Origin of the sequence: Aquitalea aquatilis (assembly GCF_005155025.1) — a bacterium.
GTDB classification, from domain to species: domain Bacteria; phylum Pseudomonadota; class Gammaproteobacteria; order Burkholderiales; family Chromobacteriaceae; genus Aquitalea; species Aquitalea aquatilis.
Genome location: NZ_CP039731.1, coordinates 488391 through 508256 on the forward strand (window position 1 = coordinate 488391; position 19866 = coordinate 508256).

Annotated in this window: 15 protein-coding genes, 2 tRNA genes and 1 riboswitch; of the genes, 7 read left to right on the forward strand and 10 right to left on the reverse strand. The window is 60.8% G+C overall.

Features of this window, described 5'->3' with window-relative positions; genetic code table 11:
* The first annotated feature begins 173 nt into the window (after nucleotides 1-173).
* Nucleotides 174-1472 (forward strand): dicarboxylate/amino acid:cation symporter, encoded by a 1299-nt coding sequence (locus FAZ30_RS02300; RefSeq protein ID WP_137008566.1) that lies wholly within the window; start codon nucleotides 174-176, stop codon nucleotides 1470-1472.
* 32 nt (nucleotides 1473-1504) lie between these two features.
* On the opposite strand, the gene FAZ30_RS02305 is transcribed toward FAZ30_RS02300, so the two are convergent.
* The gene (locus tag FAZ30_RS02305; RefSeq protein WP_137008568.1) at nucleotides 1505-2422 is read right to left on the reverse strand and encodes a LysR family transcriptional regulator; all 918 of its coding nucleotides are present in this window, start codon (nucleotides 2420-2422) and stop codon (nucleotides 1505-1507) included.
* Nucleotides 2423-2553: 131 nt separating this feature from the next.
* Here FAZ30_RS02305 and FAZ30_RS02310 point away from each other — a divergent pair, with 131 nt between their 5' ends.
* The 3 genes from FAZ30_RS02310 to ptsG all read left to right on the forward strand — a co-directional run bounded on the left by FAZ30_RS02310 (nucleotide 2554) and on the right by ptsG (nucleotide 7769).
* Nucleotides 2554-2946, forward strand: coding sequence for a DoxX family protein (locus tag FAZ30_RS02310; RefSeq protein ID WP_137008570.1), 393 nt, complete (start codon nucleotides 2554-2556; stop codon nucleotides 2944-2946).
* 440 nt (nucleotides 2947-3386) lie between these two features.
* A complete protein-coding gene (gene ptsP, locus FAZ30_RS02315) occupies nucleotides 3387-5900 on the forward strand; it encodes a phosphoenolpyruvate--protein phosphotransferase (RefSeq protein ID WP_137008572.1) in 2514 nt (837 codons plus the stop codon).
* Nucleotides 5901-5987: 87 nt separating this feature from the next.
* On the forward strand, nucleotides 5988-7769 hold the full coding sequence (gene ptsG / locus FAZ30_RS02320) for a PTS glucose transporter subunit IIBC (protein ID WP_137008574.1): 1782 nt from the start codon (nucleotides 5988-5990) through the stop codon (nucleotides 7767-7769).
* A gap of 78 nt (nucleotides 7770-7847) precedes the next feature.
* Here ptsG and FAZ30_RS02325 read toward each other — a convergent pair whose 3' ends face one another.
* From FAZ30_RS02325 to hppD, 7 genes are all read right to left on the reverse strand, one after another.
* Nucleotides 7848-8642, reverse strand: a complete 795-nt coding sequence (locus FAZ30_RS02325; protein ID WP_137008576.1) for a Cof-type HAD-IIB family hydrolase — start codon at nucleotides 8640-8642, stop codon at nucleotides 7848-7850.
* 126 nt (nucleotides 8643-8768) lie between these two features.
* Nucleotides 8769-8844: transfer RNA gene (locus FAZ30_RS02330), tRNA-Phe, on the reverse strand.
* Nucleotides 8845-8865: 21 nt separating this feature from the next.
* A tRNA-Phe gene (locus tag FAZ30_RS02335) sits at nucleotides 8866-8941 on the reverse strand.
* A 157-nt stretch (nucleotides 8942-9098) separates the two neighbouring features.
* Complete coding sequence (gene maiA / locus FAZ30_RS02340) at nucleotides 9099-9743, reverse strand: maleylacetoacetate isomerase (protein WP_137008578.1); 645 nt, start codon at nucleotides 9741-9743, stop codon at nucleotides 9099-9101.
* Nucleotides 9736-10719, reverse strand: coding sequence for a fumarylacetoacetate hydrolase family protein (locus FAZ30_RS02345; protein ID WP_137008580.1), 984 nt, complete (start codon nucleotides 10717-10719; stop codon nucleotides 9736-9738). Before FAZ30_RS02345 ends, maiA begins: the two co-directional genes overlap by 8 nt.
* A 59-nt stretch (nucleotides 10720-10778) precedes the next feature.
* Nucleotides 10779-11909, reverse strand: a complete 1131-nt coding sequence (locus tag FAZ30_RS02350; RefSeq protein ID WP_137008582.1) for a homogentisate 1,2-dioxygenase — start codon at nucleotides 11907-11909, stop codon at nucleotides 10779-10781.
* A gap of 100 nt (nucleotides 11910-12009) precedes the next feature.
* A complete protein-coding gene (gene hppD / locus FAZ30_RS02355; RefSeq protein WP_137010171.1) occupies nucleotides 12010-13092 on the reverse strand; it encodes a 4-hydroxyphenylpyruvate dioxygenase in 1083 nt (360 codons plus the stop codon).
* A 485-nt stretch (nucleotides 13093-13577) separates the two neighbouring features.
* On the opposite strand from hppD, the gene FAZ30_RS02360 reads away from it, so the two are divergent.
* From FAZ30_RS02360 to FAZ30_RS02370, 3 genes are all read left to right on the forward strand, one after another.
* The gene (locus tag FAZ30_RS02360; RefSeq protein ID WP_089085887.1) at nucleotides 13578-14063 is read left to right on the forward strand and encodes an Lrp/AsnC family transcriptional regulator; all 486 of its coding nucleotides are present in this window, start codon (nucleotides 13578-13580) and stop codon (nucleotides 14061-14063) included.
* A 115-nt stretch (nucleotides 14064-14178) separates the two neighbouring features.
* A complete protein-coding gene (locus FAZ30_RS02365) occupies nucleotides 14179-15225 on the forward strand; it encodes an ABC transporter substrate-binding protein (protein ID WP_158613555.1) in 1047 nt (348 codons plus the stop codon).
* Nucleotides 15226-15414: 189 nt separating this feature from the next.
* Nucleotides 15415-17256: a GGDEF domain-containing protein gene (locus FAZ30_RS02370; RefSeq protein WP_124642311.1), complete on the forward strand. Its 1842-nt coding sequence runs from the start codon at nucleotides 15415-15417 to the stop codon at nucleotides 17254-17256.
* Between the two features lie 87 nt (nucleotides 17257-17343).
* On the opposite strand, the gene metF is transcribed toward FAZ30_RS02370, so the two are convergent.
* Both metF and ahcY read right to left on the reverse strand, forming a co-directional pair.
* Nucleotides 17344-18180 (reverse strand): methylenetetrahydrofolate reductase [NAD(P)H], encoded by an 837-nt coding sequence (metF, locus tag FAZ30_RS02375; RefSeq protein WP_124642309.1) that lies wholly within the window; start codon nucleotides 18178-18180, stop codon nucleotides 17344-17346.
* 130 nt (nucleotides 18181-18310) lie between these two features.
* On the reverse strand, nucleotides 18311-19726 hold the full coding sequence (gene ahcY / locus FAZ30_RS02380; RefSeq protein ID WP_124642307.1) for an adenosylhomocysteinase: 1416 nt from the start codon (nucleotides 19724-19726) through the stop codon (nucleotides 18311-18313).
* A gap of 70 nt (nucleotides 19727-19796) precedes the next feature.
* Nucleotides 19797-19861, reverse strand: a riboswitch (S-adenosyl-L-homocysteine riboswitch).
* Between the last annotated feature and the right edge of the window lie 5 nt (nucleotides 19862-19866).

Genomic DNA, 19866 nt, shown 5'->3' on the forward strand with positions numbered 1-19866 from the left:
GGCCTTGTATCAGGGACGCGATGCTATGTTGTTAGCCGCTCCTGGCACACCAGCTTAGGGATATCAGCAATTAGCCTATAACCAATCGCTTGCTAGGATTCGACCTATAACAGGACCCCATAGAGTCCGACACAATGCTCGATATCCGACTATCTGCGAACAAGAGACCAGACATGCAAGCCAGAACACCGCTTTACTCACGCCTGTACTTTCAGGTGTTGGTTGCCATTACCATCGGCGTCTTGATGGGTGCCTTCTATCCGGAGGCCGCCGCCAAGATGAAACCGCTGGGCGACGCCTTCATCAAGCTGATCAAGATGATGATTGCGCCCATCATTTTCTCTACCGTGGTGGTGGGGATTGCCAAGATGGGCGACATGAAGGAAGTGGGCCGTGTCGGCATCAAGGCACTGCTGTACTTTGAAGTGGTCACCACGCTGGCGCTGGTGATCGGCCTGGTGGTGGTGAACCTGCTGCAGCCGGGTGCCGGCCTGAACGTGGACCCGCACACGCTGGACGCCAAATCGGTAGCCAAGTTTGCCGCTGGTGCCAAGGACATGAACACCGTGGACTTCATGCTGCACATCATCCCGGATACCGTGGTGGGCGCATTTGCGACTGGTGAAATCCTGCAGGTGCTGCTGTTCTCGGTATTGCTGGGCCTGGCGCTGACCCGCATGGGCAGCAGCGGCAAAACCGTGATTGCCATGCTGGACGAGTTTTCCCACGCCCTGTTCGGCGTGATCAACATGCTGATGAAGCTGGCCCCTATCGGTGCTTTTGGTGCCATGGCCTTTACCATCGGCAAGTATGGCGTGGGCTCGCTCAAGCAGCTGGGCTTTTTGATGGCCTGTGTCTACCTGACCTGCTTTGCCTTCGTCTTCATCGTGCTGGGTGCCATTGCCCGCTTCAACGGCTTCAGCATTTTCAAATTCCTCGCCTTCATCAAGGAAGAAATCGTGCTGGTGCTGGGTACTTCGTCTTCCGAATCCGCCCTGCCGGGCATGATGAAGAAGATGGAACACCTGGGCTGCGCCAAACCGGTAGTGGGCATGGTGATTCCCACCGGCTATTCCTTCAACCTGGACGGTACTTCCATCTACCTGACCATGGCCGCCATCTTCATTGCCCAGGCCACCAATGTGCAGCTGAGCCTGGGTGAAGAGCTGGGCATCATCGGCGTATTGCTGCTCACCTCCAAGGGCGCGGCGGCAGTAACCGGCGGCGGCTTCATCACCCTGGCCGCCACCCTGGCCACCCTGGGCGGCAAGCTGCCGGTGGAAGGCCTGGCACTGCTGATCGGCGTGGACCGCTTCATGTCCGAAGCCCGCGCCATCACCAACCTGATCGGCAACGGCGTGGCCACTGTGGTAGTGGCCAAGTGGGAAAAAGCACTGGATACCGAGCGCATGCAGCGTGTGCTGAACGGTGAAGTGCTGCCCGAGGTGGAAGCCGTACCGGCCAAGCACTAAGACCCTCTAAGCCAACCCCCTTTCAGTCAGTCTTACAGCCCGTCACCTGACGGGCTATTTTTTTGCTCTGCAAAAAATTCCACCAGATGATCGACGAATACCCGCACCTTGCCCGGCACATGCCGGCGTACCGGATACACCGCCGACACATCCAGACACACCCATTGGTAGTCCGGCAGGATGACTTGCAGCCGCCCATCGGCCAGCGCCTGCTGCAACAGGAATTCCGGCTGACGGATGATGCCCATGCCCTGAATGGCGGCATTGGTGAGGATGTCGCCATTATTGGCGCGCAAACCGCCCTTCACCTTGACCCGGCCGCTGCTGCCATCCGGCGCTTGGTACTCCCACAGCGTGGGCTGGCTGGTCAGGGTGTACAGCAGGCAATCGTGCCCGGCCAGCTCGTCCGGGTGCTGCGGCACCCCGCGCCGCAATAGATAGTCGGGCGCTGCGCACAGCCGGTCGCGCACTTTGGCCAGCGGCCGCGCAATCAGCGAGGAATCCGCCAGATTGGACACACGAATGGCCAGGTCAAAGCCCTCTTCCACCAGGTCGACCTTGCGGTCGTTCAGCGACAGCTCCACTTCCACCTGCGGATGCTGGCGCTGGAAACCGGCAATGGCACTACCCAGAAAGCGCATGCCGAACGACACCGGTGCGGTTACCCGTAACCGGCCGCTGGCCTTGCTGGCCCCTTGCGACAGCAGTGCATCCAGATCCTCCAGCTCGGCCAGCAGCGCCCCGCCCTGTGCCAGATAGGTTTCGCCCGCTTCGGTCAGTGACAGCCGGCGCGTGGTGCGATGCATCAGCCGCACGCCCAGCCGTGTTTCCAGTGCCGACACCAGCTTGGTCACCATGGCGCGCGACAGGTCGAGCCGGTCTGCCGCAGCGGCAAAGCTGCCTTGTTCGGCGACGGTGACAAAGGCGCGGATTTCAGAAAACCTGTCCATATAATTTCTCACCAGTAAACAATATCTTCATTTATAGCATATTTATTCAATCGAACGCCCATGGTCAAATACTCCCACAGCACACGCCCAGCCAATGATGGCCAGCGGCGCACCCTTACAGGAGCCTTACCATGCATACCACCTCTCCCGCTTTGTCCGCCCTCATCCTGCGCGTTTCGCTGGGCCTGATGTATCTGGCACATGGTGCCACCAAGCTGTTCGTGTTCGGCCCGGCCGGCACCGCCCAGTTTTTCTCCAGCCTGGGCCTGCCCGGCTTCGTTGGCTACCTGTCGATGGCGGCTGAACTGGCAGGCGGCCTGCTGCTGATTGTCGGCTTCAAGGCTCGCTGGATCGCACTGGCACTGGTGCCGCTGCTGGCCGGTACCATCGTTTTGGTACACGGTGCCAATGGCTGGATGTTCACCAACCAGGGCGGCGGCTGGGAATACTCTGCTTTCCTGATCACCAGCTCGCTGGCCCTGTTCCTGCTGGGCGACAAACCGGCCGGCCAGCAACAAGCCTGATCCATCCGCCAACAAACAGGGGGCGATGCGCCAGACACGGCGCATCGCCCCTTTTTACTTGTCCTTATCCCAGACCATGAAGCCTTGCCGCCACTCCGCATCCGGCTATGCTGGAGTGGCTGTGCTCTGGGCGAACAGCACTCCCCCGCCTGCCCGCCACACTGTGGCAAAGCTGCAGCAACAGCAGATGATTTTGTTGACGGCCATCAAGCCACTTTCACATTAAGACTGTAGCTAAATTACAATATTGGCATGATAACAACGTTGCAATCTACCTACACAACACTGCGAAAAAACAGGTTTATTCCTGCAATAACAATATTCTTGCGTACTACGGGCTGAATAGGCACTTGCCTTTGACGCTAAGTTGCGGCTTAATCCTGCCCCAACAATCGCTCGTAATAAAATAACTGTTGCAATCAACTCCTGAGGAGTTTCACATGGGCTCTCCCGCGCCACGACTGGACATTCTGGCCCCCCTTTCCGGGTGGCTGGTTGCCCTGGACACCGTCCCCGATCCGGTATTCGCCGGAAAAATGGTGGGTGACGGCATTTCCCTGGACCCGACTTCCTGCTCGCTGCTGGCCCCGGTCAGCGGCACTGTCAGCAATATCCACTCCGCTCACCACGCCCTGACCATTACCTCGGACAACGGCGTCGAGGTGCTGGTCCATATCGGCATCGACACGGTCATGCTCAAGGGAGAAGGCTTTGTACCGCTGGTGGAACAAGGCCAGCAGGTCAAGGCGGGACAGCCGCTGATTGATTTCAATCTGGACCTGGTTGCCCGCCGCGCGCAAAGCCTGCTCACCCAGATCATCATCACCAATGGCGAAGTGGTAGAAAAACTCACCTGTGCCAGCGGTCTGGTCGAGGCCGGCAAAAGCATCATCATGACGCTGGAGCTGCAAGGCGCAGCCGAAGCAGCCCAGCAGGCCGAAGGTGAAACCCTCAGTTCCGACAGCATTACCATCAGCAACCCGGCCGGCCTGCATGCCCGCCCGGCTGCGGTATTCGCCAGCGCGGCCAAGCGCTTTGCCGCAGACATCCAGCTGCAACTGGGCGACAAGCGAGCCAATGCCAAATCGGTGGTCGGCATCATGGGCCTGGCTACGGTAAACGGTGATCAGGTACAGGTCGTGGCCACCGGCAGCGATGCCGCCGCCGCCATTGCCGAACTGTCGCAGCTGCTGCTGGACCGTTGCGGCGAAAGCCTGGACGAAGCCCCGGCAGCCAGCGCCACGGTAGCCACCCAGCCGGTGCAGCAGGACAGCGCCGGCGTGCTGGCTGGCGTGGGTGCCTCGCCCGGCATCGCCATTGGCCGCATCTTCCACCATCGCCTGCAGGAATTCGACGTGGTCGAAGCCGGTGCCGCCGGCGTGGTGGAACAGCAAAACTTCACCCGCGCCACCGAAGAGGCCGCCGAGCAGATCGAGGCCATCAAGTCGCAGCTGCAAGACCAGGCCAAGCGCGCCATCCTGTCCATGCACCAGGAGCTGCTGCAAGACCCGGACCTGCTGGCCCTGACCTACACCAGCCTGGCCGATGGCAAGTCCGCCGCCTGGGCCTGGCGCGCGGCATTCAGCGCCTATTCCGCCCGTCTGGAAGCACAGGACAATGCCCTGCTGCGTGAACGCGCCAACGACATCCGCGACGTGGGCCGCCGCGTGCTGGCCTTGCTGGCCGGCGTGAAACAGAGCGAGCTGGATGTTCCCGCTGGCTCCATCCTGATTGCCGAAGACCTGGCCCCGTCCGACACCGCCGCGCTGGACCCAAGCAAAGTACTGGGCTTCTGCACCCGTACTGGCGGAGCAACCAGCCATGTGGCCATTCTGGCCCGTTCGCTGGGCATTCCTGCCATCTGCGGTATTTCCCAGGCCGCGCTGGCACTGCAAGATGGCCGTGAGGTGATTCTGGACGGCAGCGCCGGCACTCTGAATATTGCCCCTACGGCAGCCGAAAAAGCGGAAGCCGAAGCCGCCATCGCCCGTCTGGCCGAGCGTCGCGCCGCCGAACAGGCCATGTCGCAGCAACCGGGTCAAACCAGCGATGGCAGCCGTATCGAAGTCGTCGCCAATATCCGCAACGCCGCTGATGCGCGCGAAGCCGTCAAGGCCGGTGCCGAAGGCGTCGGCCTGCTGCGCTCGGAATTCCTGTTCGACAACCGCGACACCGCACCATCGGAAGCTGAGCAGGCTGCCGAGTACTGCGCGGTGGCGCGCGAACTGGGCAGTGAGCGCCCGCTGGTGGTGCGCACGCTGGACGTGGGTGGCGACAAGCCGCTGTCCTATCTGCCACTGCCCAAGGAAGACAACCCCTTCCTCGGCCTGCGCGGCATCCGTGTCAGCCTGGATCGCCCCGATCTGCTGCGCACCCAGCTGCGTGCCATTCTGCAAGCCGCGCCGCTGACCCGCCTGCACATCATGTTCCCCATGGTGGCGTCGCTGGACGAGCTGCGCGCCGCCAAGGCGATTCTGGCGGAAGAACAAGCCGCCAGCGGTCACACCAACGTCAAGGTGGGCATCATGGTGGAAGTACCGTCTGCCGCCATTCTGGCTGGGCGCTTTGCGCCGGAAGTGGACTTCTTCTCCATCGGCACCAACGACCTCACCCAGTACGTACTGGCGATGGACCGTGGCCACCCGCAACTGGCCAAACAGGCCGACGCGCTGCATCCGGGCGTGCTGGCCATGATTGCCATGACTTGCGACGGCGCGCGCGCCCACGGCAAGTGGGTGGGCGTCTGCGGTGGCCTGGCCTCGGATGAACGTGCCGCACCGGTACTGGTAGGCCTCGGCGTGTCTGAGCTGTCGGTCAGCACGCCGTCAGTGGCGACGGTCAAGGCCACGCTGGCGCGCTGGAGCATGGACGAATGCCGTGCACTGGCACAACAGGTGCTGGCGCTCTCCACCGTGGCAGAAGTGCGCAGCCATCTGGTGCAACAGGCGCGTTAAGCGCAATGAAACCTGCCGTCCGGCTTGTCCGGACGGTGCTGGCTCCCGCCGCCCGGCGGCTGGGGGCATTACGCAGGAATCACTATCATGTTTGATCAATCCTTTGCTTTTCTGCAGAAAATCGGCAAAGCGCTGATGCTACCGGTAGCCGTATTGCCGGTGGCAGGCCTGCTGCTGGGTATTGGCGCCACCGATTTCCACACCCAGAGCACCGTGCTGCTGGCCATCCTGTCGCTGATGAAAAACGCCGGCGACGTCATCTTCGGTAATCTGCCACTGATCTTTGCCGTGGGTGTGGCACTGGGCTTTACCGAAAATGACGGCGTGGCCGCCATTGCTGCCACCATCGGCTTCCTGGTGATGACCACCACGCTGGGGGTAATGGCCGGGCTGATGGGCGTGAAACCCGACACCATCATGGGCATGCCCTCCATCCAGACCGGCGTGTTCGGCGGCATTCTGGCCGGTGGTCTGGCTGCCTATATGTTCAACAAGTACTACCGGATCAATCTGCCACAGTATCTGGGCTTTTTTGCCGGCAAGCGCTTTGTGCCCATCGTCACTGCCGTGGCGGCCATCGTGCTGGGTGCGGCGCTGTCCTTTGTCTGGCCTCCCATTGGCGGCGCGATCAAGAGCTTCTCGCAGTGGGCCGCCGTCAGCGATCCGCGCACGGCTGCCACCGTCTATGGTTTCGTCGAGCGTCTGCTGATTCCGTTTGGCCTGCACCACATCTGGAACGTGCCCTTCTTCTTTGAAATGGGCGACTTCGTCGATGCCAGCGGCAAGCACATCCACGGCGACATCAACCGCTTCTTTGCCGGTGACCCGACCGCAGGCGTGCTGTCTGGCGCCTTCCTGTTCAAGATGTTCGGCCTGCCGGCTGCTGCCATTGCCATCTGGCACACGGCCAAGCCGGAAAACCGGGTAAAAGTAGGCGGCATCATGGTTTCCGCCGCCCTCACCTCTTTCCTGACCGGTATTACCGAACCCATCGAATTTGCCTTCCTGTTCGTGGCTCCGGTGCTGTATTTCATCCATGCCTGCCTGGCGGCATCGGCGCAGTTCGTCGCCAATACGCTGGACATGCACATGGGCTTTACCTTCTCGCAAGGTGGCATCGACTTCCTGATGTTCAACCTGATCGGCAACAAGTCGCATCACGCCTGGTATGTGTTCATCCTCGGCCCGATCTACGCCGTCATCTATTACAGCGTGTTCCGCTTCGTCATCCTCAAGTTCAACCTGAAAACCCCAGGTCGCGAAGATGAGAGCGGCGAAGCACAGGCCGCCGTCAGCGAAGACCAGCGTGCACGCGCACTGGTGCTGGCCTTTGGGGGGCGCAGCAACATCACCAATCTGGACGCCTGCATCACCCGTCTGCGCATTGCAGTGAAGAACCCGGCGCAGGTGGACCAGGCCAAACTCAAGTCCATGGGCGCATCCGGTGTGGTGCAGGTGGGTAGCGGCATTCAGGCCATTTTCGGACCGCAATCGGAAAACCTGAAAACCGATATGGAGATTTACCTGAAAACCGCTGGTGACGATGCCGAACTGCCGGCCGCCACAACCAGTGCCAGCCCTGCCGCAGCTGTCAGCGCAGCTGCTGCGCCGGCCACCGTGGCCGCCGATCCGCAAGTGGCCGCCACTGCGGCAGCCGTGCTGGCCGCACTGGGTGGCCGTGGCAATGTGCAAAAGGTGGAAGCCATCGCCCACACCCGCCTGCGTGTCGAGCTGAAACAGGCTGCAGCCTTTGATCAGGCAGCGGCACAGCAAGCCGGCGTGGTGGCCTGCGTGCAGACCCAGCCGGGCGTATGGCATCTGGTGGTTGGCGACCAGGCCACCGTACTGGCGCAGGCGCTGCAAGGCTGATTCGCTTATCTGCAACACAAAAGGGCTGCCAGTGGCAGCCCTTTTTCATGCTGCGCCGATGGCGCAGAAAGTGAACGCTTACAAGGCGAACAGCTGGCGCAGATGCAGCGCAACGCCGGATTCGACATTGCTGGCCACCGTGGCCGCCTGCGGCAGCTGCGAGGCCAGCCGCGGGTGGGCATTGGCCATCACCCGTGGATGACCGGCCGTCTGCAGCAGCTCGATATCGTTCTGCCCATCGCCAAACGCCAGACAGTCGGCCGGGCTGATACCCAGTTCGTCCAGCACCAGCCGCAAGGCATGGCCTTTGGACACGCCCGGGGCCATCACTTCCAGACAGTTGTCGGCCGAGAAGGTGATGTAGGCCGAATCCCCCAGCGCAGCATGCAACTTGGCCTCCACCGTCAGCAAATGGGCGTGGTCGGCGATATACAGCACCTTGCCGACACCGGCCCCATCATGCTGATGCAGCACCTCGATCTGGTAATGCAGGCCGGAATCGGCATGCAGGTCGAGCAGATACTGGTAGGGCTGATCAATCAGCCAGGCATCGTCCAGATAGAAATTGAGTATGGTGCCGGCGGCAAATTCCGGCTGAGCAATGCGACGGACGATGGCGGGGTCGAGGTTGGCGCTGTGGATCAGCCGGTTTTGCGCATCATGCACGCGGGCACCGTTGGAGCTGATCAGATAGGCGGAAATCCCCAGCGCATCGCGTATGCCCTTCACATCCAGATAATGGCGGCCAGTGGCCAGGGCAAAACGCAGGCCTTGTGCCTCCAGCTGTTGCAGGGTTTGCGCGGTGAGCACGTTGACGGCGTGGTGTTCATCCAGCAGGGTGCCGTCCAGGTCGGAGGCGATGAAACGGTACACGGCAAAACTCCGCTTGTAGTGGGAGCTCGCCATTTTACACCTGCCACCATGTAGCCGCAGGACTACACCAAGCGCGCCGTACCAATGCAAAAAAGCCAAGCGGTAAGCTTGGCTTTTTTTGTATTCTGGTGGCCAGTCGCGGAATCGAACCACGGACACGCGGATTTTCAATCCGCTGCTCTACCAACTGAGCTAACTGGCCGTCTGACAGCTGCGGTGATGTTGGTGGCCAGTCGCGGAATCGAACCACGGACACGCGGATTTTCAATCCGCTGCTCTACCAACTGAGCTAACTGGCCATCACTGCTACGCTTTCGCGTCATCAGAGCCACGCATTTAATCAGATCCGGCTGGTTGCGTCAAGATTTTTTTCAAAAACAGCACAAATAGCGCCGATTTTACCTTGCCTGCCCTGTACGCAAAAAAGCCGGCTCAGGGCCGGCCGGATCACGCTCACTACACTGCATCCGCCTGCTGCGCCGGATGAGCCACAGCAAAGGCAGGCAAGGCAGCCAGGGCGGCATCCACCCGCACGATATGCGGGAAAACTGCCAGATCCACACCGAAACGCCGTGCGGCAAACACCTGTGGCACCAGGCAGACATCCAGCAGGCCGGGCTGCTCAGCGCAGGCATAGCTGGCCGGCCGTGCGGCTAGTTGCTGCTCCAGTGCAGTAAAACCAGTGGCAATCCAGTGGCGTATCCATTGGTTTTTCTGCGCCTCGTCCTGGCCCAGTTCGGCCTCCAGATACTTGAGGACGCGGGCATTGTGCAGCGGGTGGATATCGGCGCAGATGCTGAGCGCCAGTGCACGCACGCGGGCACGCTCCATCAGCCCGGCAGGTAGCAGCGCCAGAGTATCCGGATAGGCTTCGTCCAGATATTCGCAGATGGCCAGCGACTGGGTCAGCAGCTGGCCATTATCCAGCAGCGCCGGCACCAGGCCTTGCGGGTTAAGCGCCAGATAGGCCGGATCGCGCTGCTCGCCTTTGAGCAGATTGACCGGCTGCTGGCGATAGGCCAGGTCCTTCAGGTTAAGCGCAATACGTACCCGATAGGCCGCGCTGGAGCGGTAGTAGCCATACAGCACACGCTCAGTCATGCGCGATCACTTTCTGATCGATACGGCCGAAAATGGATTGGCCTGCGGCATCCAGCATTTCGATACGCACATGGTCCCCCACCTGCATGAAGGGCGTGCGCGCCCCGCCCGCTTCGATGATCTCGATCATGCGCTGCTCGGCCAGGCAGCAGCTGCCCGTGGTGCGGTCGTGATTGGAAATGGTGCCGGAACCGACAATGGAGCCTGCCACCAGCTCACGCGTCTTAGCGACGTGCGCCACCAGCTGGGCAAAGCTGAACTGCATTTCCACGCCACACTGCGGCTGGCCGTACAGCGCGCCGTTGTATTCCACCCGTAGTGGCAGATGCACCTTGCTGTCCTGCCAGGCCGCGCCCAGCTCGTCCGGCGTCACCGCCACCGGCGAGAAAGCCGTGGCCGGCTTGCTCTGGAAGAAGCCAAAGCCCTTGGCCAGTTCAGCCGGAATCAGGTTGCGCAGGGTGACATCGTTCACCAGCATCAGCAGGCGGATATGGCTGGCACACTGTGCGGCAGTCGCGCCCAGCGGCACGTCATCGGTAATCACCGCCACTTCGCCCTCGAAATCCAGCCCCCAGCTGACATCGGCCAGCGGAATAGCCGCCTGCGGCGGCAGGAAGGCATCCGAGCCGCCCTGATACATCAGCGGGTCGTGGTAAAAACTGGCCGGCACTTCGGCGCCACGCGCCTTGCGCACCAGCTCCACGTGATTGAGATAGGCGCTGCCATCGGCCCACTGGTAGGCACGGGGCAAGGGGCTGTGGCAGGCGGCCTGGTCAAAGGCGACCGCACCGTTGACCGGCCCCTGGTTCAGTGCGGCATAGACTTCCTGCAAGGCCGGCTCACAGCGCTTCCAGTCATCCAGCGCAGCCTGCAGGCTGGCGGCGATATGCGGTACGGCGATGGCGCGGGCGAGGTCGCGACTGACGACCATCAGCTGGCCATCGCGGGTGTGATTGCGGTAGGTGGCAAGTTTCATTGGTGTGTGCTTTCTGTTGTCAGGCCGCCTAACAGCGGCCTGTCATCGCATGAAGGGGCTCAGACTTTGGGCTTCCAGCTATCGACATAGCCGGCCCACTCTACCGCTGGCAGGCCGGGGGCCTGCTCCAGCGCGCTGCGGGTGTCTATCATCACCGCCACTTCGTCGGTGAATTTCTTGGGCTCGCTCATGGCCTTGGCAAAAGCCTTGGGATGCGGGCCATGGGTAAAGCCGGCCGGGTGGAAGGTGAGCATGCCGGGCTTGATATTGTCGCGGCTGAAAAAGTCGCCGGCGTGATAGAAGATGACTTCGTCGTAGTCGTCGTTGTTGTGATAGAACGGCACTTTCAACGCGCCAGGATCGGACTCGATGGGACGCGGCACAAAGGTGCAGACCACAAAACCATCCGCCACAAAAGTGCTGTGCGCCGACGGCGGCAGATGATAGCGATGGCTCATCAGCGGCCGGATGTCGCGCCAGTTGATGCGGGCCACGGCAATATTGCCGTGCCAGCCGATGGCATCCAGCGGGTTGAACGGGTAGGTCACCGTGGATAGCGCATTCAGGCGCTTGATCACCACCTGCCATTCATCCTCGGTCTGCTGCGCCTTGAAGGCATCGTCAATGGCCGGCACATCCAGCATGGCCTCATCGAAAATGGCATGCGGCCCCACCAGCCCCTTGTCCGGCAACTGGTAAGCACCATTGCTGGCTTCGATCAGCAGCATGGTGGTGGTGTCGGCCGGCTCGATGCGCCAGCTGGTGGAACGCGGAATCAGGATGTAATCGCCATCGCGATAGCTCAGATGGCCGTAGTCGCAAAACAGCTCGCCGCTGCCAGCATGGATAAACAGCAGGTCGTCACCATCGCCATTGCGAAACAACTGGGTCATCGCCTGGCTGCAAGTCCAGATACGGAACTGGCACTGGCTGTTATGCAAGACCAGCGGCGCGCTCCACGGGGCGGCCGTTTCTTTGGGCAGTTCGTTCAGGTCAAAGGCGCGTGGCTTGAGCGGCCCTTCCCAGGCCGACCAGCCGGTGGGCGGGTGCTTGTGATGCAGATGGGTAGCCGGGCCGAAAAAGCCGCTACGCCCGACTTCACGTTCATAAATGCCCTCGGCCGGCAGATCGGCATGAGCCTGACGGGAAATTGTCCCTTCCCGGTGCGGGAAACTTATCCATTTGCGCATGGGCCATTCCTTGGCCTGTGGCGCAACAAGCGCCGCAGGCTATCGATTTAGCGGGGCGGCGCGCAGTACAAGGCTGTGCGCCGCACAGTCACTGTCCGGTTCAGTCGGCCTTCAGCACGCCACGGCGGATCTGGTCTTCCTCGATGGATTCAAACAGAGCGCGGAAGTTGCCCTCGCCAAACCCTTCATTGCCCTTGCGCTGGATGATTTCGAAGAAAATCGGCCCGATGACGGTTTCGGTAAAGATCTGCAGCAGGATGCCCGCCCCCTCTACCGGTGCGCCATCGATCAGGATGCTGTTCTTGCGCAGGCGGGCCAGGTCTTCACCATGGCCGGCGACACGGCTATCCACCTTGTCGTAATAGGTGTCCGGCGTATCCAGGAAGCGAGTGCCGGCAGCTTTCAGCGTTTCCACCGTCTGGTAGATGTCACGGGTGGTCAGCGCGATGTGCTGGATGCCTTCGCCATGGTATTCGCGCAGGAATTCCTCGATCTGGCTCTTGTCGTCGGACGATTCGTTGATGGGAATGCGGATCTTGCCGCAGGGGCTGGTCATGGCCTTGGACACCAGGCCGGTCAGCTTGCCTTCGATATCGAAGTAGCGGATTTCGCGGAAATTACCGATGCCTTCGTAGAAACCAGCCCATTTCGCCATATTGCCGCGGAAAACATTGTGGGTGAGGTGGTCGATTTCATACAGGCCGACACCAGCCGGGTGCTGCTCCACACTGTCCAGCGGCAGGAAATCGACATCATAAATATTGTGCGACGGGCCATAGCGGTCGACAAAGTACAGGGCCGAACCACCAATCCCCTCCACCGCCGGAATATTCAGCTCCATCATGCCGATGGGCCGCACATAGGGCTTGGCACCGTGGGCCAGCGCATATTCATAGGCTTTGGCGGCGTCCTTGACACGCCAGGCCATGGCACAGGCCGATGGGCCGTGCACCTTGCCAAACTCATTGGCCGGCTGGGACGGTTCGCCATTCAGGATGAAATTGATGTCGCCCTGACGGTACAGGCTGACATTCTTGCTGCGATGGCGGGCGACTTCGATAAAGCCCAGCGACAGGAACAGCTGGCGCAGCTCGGCAATGCCTTGCGCAGTGGGGGCGGTGTACTCGACAAACTCGAAACCGTCGGTCGCCAGCGGGTTTTGCAGCAGTGCTTCCATTTTCATCATTTCTCCTCTTTATCCATTGGCAGCGCAGACCTGGATCGCAAGCCGGGCGCCATGACTGATGTGCAATACGGCAAGGGTCACAACCGGCCAGGCACGGCAGCATGAGTCAATGCGGGGGACAATGGACAAAGCGGAGGGGTGGACAGCGTATTGGCAGGTCAGCAGGCAGCCACCGCAGGGCGGCGACGCACGCAACAGACCAGCCGCAACAGGCCAGATGTGGCAGAGGGTACCGGTGGGATGGACCATGCCGTGCGACAGCCAGCGCGGTCGCCTTTCCCCGGCGGCACGATTGTGTGTGTCTCACCGAGGCTCTCCTCTATCTTTGCCGACATTATCCAGTGATCTCGCGCCACCGTGTAAAATGTCAGGGTTAGGCTATTTATTCTAGGGAAAATGCCTGGCAATTTTCTTGCAAACATTCCCCAGACAAACAATAACTAGAAATATAATTTCAAAAAATTCAAATCAGAGGAGTTTACATGCCAAGTCTTACGCTAGATAAGACAGACTTGCGCATCCTGTCGGAGCTGCAGCTCAATGGCAGGTTGACCAATGTGGAGCTTGCGGAAAGAGTCGCCCTCTCTCCCTCACCTTGCCTGAGACGTCTCAAGCAACTGGAGGAGTCCGGCGTCATCCGCCAATATGTCGCCTTGCTCGATCCGGCCAAAATCGGCCTGGGTTTGCAAGCCTACGTCCGTGTCGTGCTGGAGAAGCGTGGCAATACTCATGTGCAAAGTTTCATTGATGCTGTCCAGCGTTGGCCGGAAGTCATCAATTGCTTTGCAATGACCGGGGAAATGGACTATCTGCTGCAAGTTTATTTTGAAGATCTGGAACATTTCTCGCGCTTTGTCATGGATGAGCTGCTACAACAGCAAGGCGTGGAAGATGTGAAATCCAGCTTTGTCCTGAAAGAGATCAAGCGCACGACTTCGCTACCGCTCAGCCAGCTCAGAAGTCTGTGAGCCGGAATGCCTGCCTGAGTCGCTGCGCCATCCGATATATCCTGGAGGAATAAGCAAAGGCCCCGGTATGACCGTGATCAAACGACTGCACCGCCTGCTCCTTGCTGTTGCAATAATGTTGCACAGCACGGCATGGGCGTTTTCAGTCACTTTCATTTCGCCGGGGCACCATGACGAAGCGTATTGGCTCAGTGCAACGCGCGCCATGCAGGCGGCTGCACAGCAACTGGATATTCAGCTGGAGGTGCTATACGCCGAACGCGATCCATTGCAGATGGTCAACTTGACCCGCGCTGTCACCCAGCGCCGGCACAAACCGGACTACCTGCTGCTGGTCAACGAAAAACTGACCGGCCCGGCCATGCTCTCGCTGGCTGATCAGGCCGGCATCCCCTGCTTTCTCAGCTTCAACCAACTCACGCCGACCCAGTTACAAAACAGCGGTCAGCCACGGCAAAGACTGAAGCACTGGCTGGGCTCGCTGGCTCCGGACAATGCCAAGGCCGGTGCGCTCACCATGCAAGAGCTGCTGGCACAGGGCCGCCGGCACTTTCCCGCCGGGACACCACTGCATGTGCTGATGATGGCCGGCGATCACGCTACCCCGGCCTCGACCGAGCGCGTCGCCGCTGCCCAGCGCGTACTGGCGGCACATCCGGAAGCCAGGCTGACGCAGCTGGTCTATGGCGAATGGGAGCGCCAGCGTGCCATGCAGCAGGGACTATGGCTGCTGCAGCGCTATCCGCAGATCAATCTGGTGTGGGCCGCCAATGACGAAATGGCCTTTGGCCTGGAAGAAGCCATCCGTCGCGGCGGCAAGCAGGCCGGCCGCGAAGTGCTGCTCAGCGCCATCAACAACTCGCAGCAAGCCATGCACGAACGCCAGCAAGGCCGGCTCAGCGCGCTGGCAGCCGGCCACTTCATGACCGGAGCCTGGAGTCTGGTGCTACTGTACGACTATCAGCACGGCCACGACTTTGCCGACGAAGGCCTGCTGCTACAAGCTGCCGTGTTCAGCGCCATTTCCGCCACACAGGCCCTGCGCTTTCAGCAGCGCTTTGCCGATAATGATTTCAGCAGCATCCGTTTCAAGCAGTTCAGCAAAGTGGCCAACCCGGCCCTGCGGCACTACAACTTTCGCTTCAGCACGGTGCTGGACTAGGGTCTGTTCATGTTCGGTATTCGGTGATGCAGACCCAGGAAGCTGGGCAATGCCAGCTTGCGCTGCACACGGCTTTGCCAAACCCTGCTGGCAGGGATTACCCTGCGGCCTGCGGTGTTCCGCGCATCACCTCCCCTCAACCACCGCCGCCGTGAAAAAATAGCGTTAACAGGCCTTAGGAGCTGGCACATGCCGACCCGCAGACTCACCCGCCAGCTGATCTGGCAGCTGCTGCTGTATACCTTGCTGTTCGGAGCGGTGGTGACCGGCCTGAAAGCTGCGCTGGTATGGCACAACGGCCAGCAGCAGATGGATGCCATACCGGCCACGGTATCGCGCCTCTACCTGCCGCTGTTGAGCCAGAGCGCCTGGGATGTGGACATCCCGGCCATCCAGCTGCAGTTACGGCTGATCGCCCAGATCCCCGGCGTACAGAGCGTGGCGCTGCGCACCGAGCTGGGCCAGTCCTTGCGCTATGACAACCCAGAACAGCAGGGGCAGGACAATAGCGGCCAGTACCAGTTGCCCCTGCGCTCGCCACACAGCACGGAGGCGATTGGCAACCTGCAGCTGACGGTATCCCGCCAGCACATCTACAGCGCCATGCGCCAGGAAGTGGCCAGCGCGACCCTGGCTTTCCTGCTGGGCTCCTTCGGCCTGGCCCTGCTGCTGTGGCTGCTGTTCAACCGCCGCCTGGTACGCCCGCTACAAGGCATGGCAGAAATCGTGCGCAACTATCAACCAGGCATGCAGCTGCCACCGCTACTTCCCGGCCAGCAGCATGGCCAGATCGACAATGAACTGAGCGAACTGGCCCAGGCTTTCCGCAGCATGAGCAACAATATCAGCCACCACCTGCAGGCACGCCAGCGCATCGAAAACGAACTGGCCAGCCATCGCGATCAGTTGGCCGGCCTGGTGACAGAGCGCACAGGCGAACTGAATCAGCTGCTCAATTTTCAGCAGCTGATTGCCGGCATTTCCACCCGCTTCATCAATATCCCGCTGCATGACATCGATCAGGCTACCCGGATGGCGCTGGGCGAGATCGGTCACTTCATGCAGGTGGAGCGCTGTTATCTGATCAGCTTTGCCGATGACTGGCTGGTCAATACCGTGCACGAATGGTGTGCCTCCGGCATCCAGCCCACCACCCACTTGCTGCAAGGCCAGAGCATGCTGCGCCGCCGCTGGGCCTGCCAGCAATTGCAAGACCATGGCCTGCTGTCGCTGGACACCCTGGACGCACTGCCGGACAACGCCATGCTGGAACGCCAGGAACTGGAAGAACACCGGATACAAAGCCTGTTCATGCTGCGCATCGATCACATGGGCCGCCCGGTAGGCCTGTTCGGCTGCGACATGGTCAGCAGCCCGCGTCACTGGCAGGGCAAGGAGCAGCAACAGGCCCGCCTGCTGGGCGAAACACTGGCCAATACCATCATCCGCCGCCAGCAGTTGCAAGCACTCAGCCAGACCCAACAGCAGCTGCGCGCCGCCAATGCCGATCTGGCCCGCATGGCCTTTAGCGACGGGCTGACCGGCATCGCCAACCGACGCTATTTCGACGAACAGCTCGGCCTGTGCTTCAATGCGGCCCGCAGCGAAGGCCAGGCGCTGAGCGTATTACAGATCGATATCGATTATTTCAAGCAATTCAATGACAGCTACGGGCATCTGGCGGGCGATCAGTGTCTGCGCCAGGTGGCGCAATGCATACAGCTACACCTGCCCGCAGCGGCCAATCTGGCAGCCCGGGTCGGGGGAGAGGAATTCGCGGTCCTGCTGCCGGGCTACCTGGCCACGGCAGCTGTCGCACTGGCAGAAGCCATTCGCCTGGCGGTCTGGCAACTGGCCATTGCCCATCGTCAGAGCAGTGCCGGCGACCGGGTCACCATCAGTATCGGCGTGGCCAGTCTGGAGGTGCCGCCACAGTCGGAACACCAGCTGATGCGCAACGCTGACCAAGCGCTCTACCTGGCCAAACACCGTGGTCGCAACCGGGTGGAAATGGCCAATACCAAAAACTGAGCGCAGCACCCAAGCGCACCTACCACGACTTGCAACCATGAAAAAAGCCCGGCGATGCCGGGCTTGTTCATGACAGGGCTGCGCGCTTTACAAACCCAGCCGTTGCCATACGGTGGACACCAGGCCAGCCTGGTTCAAGGTATAGAAATGCAGGCCGGGCGCGCCATTGGCCAGCAGGCGGTCGCACAATTCGGTCACCACATCCAGGCCCAGGGCGCGGATGGAGGCCGTGTCGTCATAGTAGGACTGCATGCGCTGACGCAGCCAGCGCGGCACTTCGGCCCCGCACATATCGGAAAAACGGCACAGCTGGCCAAAATTGGCGATCGGCATGATGCCCGGCACGATGGGAATATCCACCCCGCGTGCCTGCGCTTCGTCGACGAAGCGGAAGTAGGCATCGGCATTGAAGAAGTACTGGGTCATGGCCGAATTGGCACCGGCCTTGACCTTGCGCACGAAATTGTTCAGGTCATCCTCGGCCGACTTAGACTGGGGATGGAATTCCGGGTAGGCCGCCACTTCGATATGGAAATGGTCGCCGTGCTCGCTGCGAATGAACTCCACCAGCTCGTTGGCATAGCGGAATTCGCCAGCAGCTACCATGCCGGAAGGCATGTCACCGCGCAGCGCCACAATGTGGCGGATACCGTGGTTACGGTATTCGTTGAGAATCGCGCTGATGTTTTCCCGGGTCGAACCAATACACGACAGGTGTGGCGCGGCAGCATGGCCTTCGCTGCGGATTTCCAGCACGGTGGACAGGGTGCCATCGCGGGTGGTGCCGCCAGCACCAAAGGTCACCGAGAAGAATTGCGGCTTGAACTGCGCCAGTTGCTGGCGGGTGGTACGCAGCTTGGCCACGCCTTCTGGGGTCTTGGGCGGGAAAAACTCAAAGCTGAAGGTTTTTTTCTGTTCACTCATGATCGTCTCTGTCCCTGCTCGTGGCGGCAGGCTTGTCTGCTGCGGCTACACCGGCGCACTGACGCCAGCGGATAAAAAAACGGACAGGTGCATTCTACCCTGCCCTGTCCGTTCGCCTTACTTGCCCGTATCAATAACGATAGTGCGCCGGCTTATAAGGGCCCTGCTTGGGCACGCTGATGTAGGCGGCCTGCTCATCCGACAGCTCGGTCAGATTGGCACCGATGCGTTTCAGATGCAGGCGGGCCACTTTTTCGTCCAGATGCTTGGGCAGCACATACACTTCCTTGCCGTACTTTTCACCGTGCTGGAAGATTTCCATCTGCGCCAGCACCTGGTTGGTGAAGGAGTTGGACATCACGAAGCTGGGGTGACCGGTGGCGCAGCCCAGGTTCACCAGACGGCCTTCGGCCAGCAGGATGATGCGCTTGGCCGGTTCATTGCCTTGGGCCGGGAAGATGATGTGGTCTACCTGCGGCTTGATATTGTCCCACTGGTATTGGCGCAGGCTGGCGACTTCGATTTCGCTGTCGAAGTGGCCGATATTGCACACGATGGCGTTGTTGCGCATGCGAACCATGTGCTCGTGGGTAATGACCGACACATTACCGGTGGTGGTGACAAAGATGTCGCCCTGGTCGGCCACATCATCCATGCGTACCACGCGGTAGCCTTCCATGGCAGCTTGCAGCGCGCAGATCGGGTCCACTTCGGTTACCCATACCGTGGCACCCAGGCCACGCAGGCTCTGGGCGCAGCCCTTGCCCACATCGCCATAACCCAGCACCACGGCGACCTTGCCGGCGATCATCACGTCGGTGGCACGCTTGATGCCATCCACCAGCGATTCGCGGCAGCCATACAGATTGTCGAACTTGGACTTGGTGACCGAGTCGTTCACATTGAATGCCGGGAAAGGCAGACGGCCTTCCTTTTGCATCTGGTACAGGCGATGCACACCGGTGGTGGTTTCTTCGGTCACGCCCTGGATGTGCGGCAGACGCTTGGAGTACCAGTGCGGATCCACTTCCAGATAACGGGCAATGGCGGCAAACAACGCGGTTTCTTCTTCATTGGCCGGGTGGCTGATCACGCTGCGATCCTGTTCGGCCTTGCTGCCCAGCATCAGCAACAAGGTGGCGTCGCCGCCATCGTCCAGAATCATGTTGGCTTCCTGACCGGCCGGCCATTCGAAGATCTTGTGCGAGAACTCCCAGTACTCGTCCAGGCTCTCGCCCTTGAAGGCAAACACCGGGATATTGGCAGCGGCAATGGCGGCGGCGGCGTGGTCCTGGGTGGAGAAGATATTGCAGGAAGCCCAGCGTACATCGGCACCCAGTTCAACCAGGGTTTCGATCAGCACGCCAGTCTGGATGGTCATGTGCAGCGAACCGGCAATGCGCGCGCCACGCAGCGGCTTCTGGTGCGCGAACTCTTCGCGCAGCGCCATCAGTCCGGGCATTTCGGTTTCGGCAATCGCCAGTTCCTTGCGCCCCCAGGCGGCAAGGTTGATGTCGGCTACATGGAAATCGGTGAATTCAGCCATCGTGCAAAGTCCTTTTACACGCCGGCCAGAACGCGGCTCACCCGCTATTCCGGCTTCGGCACGGAGTTTAGTCAGGTGAGCGCCGTTTGCAAGAAGCCCGAGCCTGGGGATTGACCTCGCAGCGCTCCTCGGGAGTGCCG